A 2,749-nucleotide genomic window follows, 5' to 3' on the forward strand; every position below is an offset into this window, starting at 1 on the left:
TTTCCGGGATCCGCCCGGCCCGGCCCGGCCGGTTCAGGATGGTTTGGGCCGCCGCCAGGATTTTTTCCTTGTGATTGCCGACCAGGATGTTGGTGCCTTCTTCGCAGGTGATGGGGCGTTCGGTGTTATGGCGCAGGGTGATGCAGGGGACGCCGAGGACGGTGGTTTCTTCCTGCAGGCCGCCGCTGTCGGTGAGCATAAGTAACGTCCCCTCGAAGTCTCCTGGGTTGGCCAAATGTGAAAATATAAAGGGCGTCCCGCTGAATACGCATGATCTCCCAGAGCTTTGTTTGTTGCTCGAAATTCAATTTTCCCTTATGGTTATCTCATAAGCCCTCAGGCACAGGGGACACCTCATGCAACGCGATGAAGCTCTCGAAATTCTGTCAAGTCATCTGGAAGAAATACGACAAAGGTATGATGTGGATTCGCTTGCCCTGTTCGGGTCGGTGGTCCGTGGCCAAGCCGACGCAGAGAGTGACTTGGATATTCTTGTGGAGTATGCCAAAACTCCCGGTCTTTTCGGTTTCTTGGATCTTAAGGAATATCTTGAGAATCTCTTCAAACGCCCTGTGGACCTTGTGACTGTAAATGCACTCAAAAAGCAGTTGCGGGAAAAAATCCTCGCGGAGGCCGTTCGTGTCCACTAGAGACTGGAAACTCCGCATCGAAGATATTCTGGAGGCCATCGGTCGGATTCAGGAGTACACCGAGGGATTTCACTATCAACAGTGGCAAAAAGACCAGAAAACCATCGACGCCGTTATTCGCAATATCGAGATCATTGGTGAAGCCGCAACTCATGTACCGTCTGGAGTTCAGGAACTTTTTCCCAGTATCCCCTGGCGGAAAATGAGAGGAATTCGAAACATCTTGATTCATGAGTACTTCGGCGTGGATGTCGAGGTTCTCTGGAGAACCATTCAGGAAGATCTGCCGAGCCTGAAGCATTTGCTTTCAGCTACATTTGACTAGGCGTAATCACTCATCCCCCTCCCCAACAAAACACCGGCTGCCCAATCCTGCCCATCTGAACTTGTTCAGCCGGGGCCGTTGCCTCTTGGTCGATCGAGGACGCTGCCAGGCAAGTTGTGGACCTGGCAATAAAACCCGCCGCCCCACGCGAATGCCATGCCCTCCGCAGGAGAAAGGCCTTTTAGCTGCAAGGTGGATGGAAAGCGAGAACCCGAAAGCAAGCGATGGCCTGTTTCAAAAGGCCAGCCTTGTCAACACCGCCATCGTTTCCAACGAAGCGCCACCGGACCAATCCTGCCCATCATCAACCCGCCGGTCTTGACTTTCCCCCTACCCCTCGCGCACCACCAGAATCTCCACAATCCGCTCCGCCGCATGCCCATCCCACTTTTCCGGGATCCGCCCGGCCCGGCCCGGCCGGTTCAGGATGGTTTGGGCCGCCGCCAGGATTTTTTCTTTGTGATTGCCGACCAGGATGTGGGTGCTTTCTTCGCAGGTGATGGGGCGTTCGGTGTTATGGCGCAGGGTGATGCAGAGGACGCCGAGGACGGTGGTTTCTTCCTGCAGGCCGCCGCTGTCGGTAAGCACCAGTCGGGCGGTCATGTTGAGATGGAGGAATTCCAGGTAGCCGAGGGGATTCCTCAGCCCGTCATGAATCGCATAATTTCATGGGCGTCCCCCTGCCTGCCCTCGACAATCTTGACATCCTCATACCTTAAAGGTATATTTTTTATACCATGAGATTCGAATTCGACCCTCAAAAGAGTGCTTCCAATAAAGCCAAACACGGCATCGATTTCGACGAAGCTCAAGCACTCTGGGCCGATCCGGATCTGCTGGAAATCCCCTCTCGAACCGTCGATGAACCCCGTTTTCTGATGATTGGCAAAATCAACGGGAAACATTGGTCGGGAGTCATTACTTACCGCAGGAATGTCATCCGTATTGTTTCCATTCGACGTTCCCGCCCGGAAGAGGTCGTCCTTTATGAAAACAAAAGCTTCTGATTTCGACAAAAAATTCGACGATGGCGAAGATATCACCGCGGATCTGGACCTGGATAACGCACGTCGTCCTGAATATGAGCAAAAACGGGTCAATGTGGATTTCCCGCTCTGGATGATTCAGTCTCTTGATCGAGAGGCCAAACGACTTGGTGTGCCGCGCCAGGCAATCATCAAATTATGGATTGCGGACCGCTTGGAGAAAGTATCCTGACGGCGGCTCGCGACCCGCGGTCTTGCTTTTGACCTTGGAAACTATCCACGTCAAAACCAGAAAACCAGGTTCGCCGGTCCCGGCCGGCAGCCGGGTGACTTTCTTTGCTCGCCCAAAGAAAGTAACCAAAGAAAGGGCGTAAGACCGGCTGACGCCCTATGGCATGCGCGGGGAAACGGTGTGATTTCGGATCCTTAGCGCATTGGACAGGGGGCGCGTCTTCGATGTTCGCTCTTGCCGACGGTGGCGATGCGCCGGCGACACTGCCCCCCTGTTGCAAACACCGGCGCTGCTGGGTGGACGGAAGGCCTGTAACCGCAGGTTAGGGCCTGCGATAGAAAAAATTTCGTTATCACCGCCAGCTCTGCCAACGAAGCACCACCGACACAATCCTGCCCATCTGAACTTGTTCAGCTGGGGCCGTTGCCTCTCGGTCGATCGAAGACGCCATCCGGTCAGCTGCTGGACAGGCCCTAAGACCAGCCGCCCCTCGCGAATGCCATGCCCTCCGCAGGAGAAAGGCCTTTTTTGCTTACTTGTATAATTGAACCATAAG

4 protein-coding genes and 2 pseudogenes are annotated in these 2,749 nt (G+C 54.4%); 4 read left to right on the top strand and 2 right to left on the bottom strand.

The window, feature by feature from the left end; genetic code table 11:
* Positions 1–202 (bottom strand): annotated as a pseudogene (locus JQN68_RS14390) (UDP-N-acetylglucosamine 2-epimerase); the annotation flags it as partial.
* A gap of 154 nt (positions 203–356) precedes the next feature.
* On the opposite strand from JQN68_RS14390, the gene JQN68_RS14395 reads away from it, so the two are divergent.
* Both JQN68_RS14395 and JQN68_RS14400 read left to right on the top strand, forming a co-directional pair.
* Entirely contained in the window at positions 357–650 is a 294-nt protein-coding gene (locus JQN68_RS14395) for a nucleotidyltransferase family protein (RefSeq protein WP_225073885.1), read from the top strand.
* Entirely contained in the window at positions 640–975 is a 336-nt protein-coding gene (locus tag JQN68_RS14400) for a HepT-like ribonuclease domain-containing protein (protein WP_225073886.1), read from the top strand. Before JQN68_RS14395 ends, JQN68_RS14400 begins: the two co-directional genes overlap by 11 nt.
* A 330-nt stretch (positions 976–1,305) precedes the next feature.
* Here the strand turns inward: JQN68_RS14400 and JQN68_RS14405 are convergent.
* Positions 1,306–1,611: pseudogene (locus JQN68_RS14405) on the bottom strand (UDP-N-acetylglucosamine 2-epimerase); the annotation flags it as partial.
* 101 nt (positions 1,612–1,712) lie between these two features.
* Here JQN68_RS14405 and JQN68_RS14410 point away from each other — a divergent pair.
* Positions 1,713–1,982, top strand: a complete 270-nt coding sequence (locus JQN68_RS14410) for a BrnT family toxin (RefSeq protein WP_225073887.1) — start codon at positions 1,713–1,715, stop codon at positions 1,980–1,982.
* Positions 1,963–2,193 (top strand): type II toxin-antitoxin system BrnA family antitoxin, encoded by a 231-nt coding sequence (gene brnA / locus JQN68_RS14415; protein WP_225073888.1) that lies wholly within the window; start codon positions 1,963–1,965, stop codon positions 2,191–2,193. The genes JQN68_RS14410 and brnA overlap by 20 nt, the downstream gene beginning before the upstream one ends.
* Positions 2,194–2,749 lie beyond the last annotated feature (556 nt).

Origin of the sequence: Desulfuromonas sp. CSMB_57, assembly GCF_020194955.2 — a bacterium.
Lineage (GTDB): Bacteria > Desulfobacterota > Desulfuromonadia > Desulfuromonadales > Syntrophotaleaceae > JAFCIY02.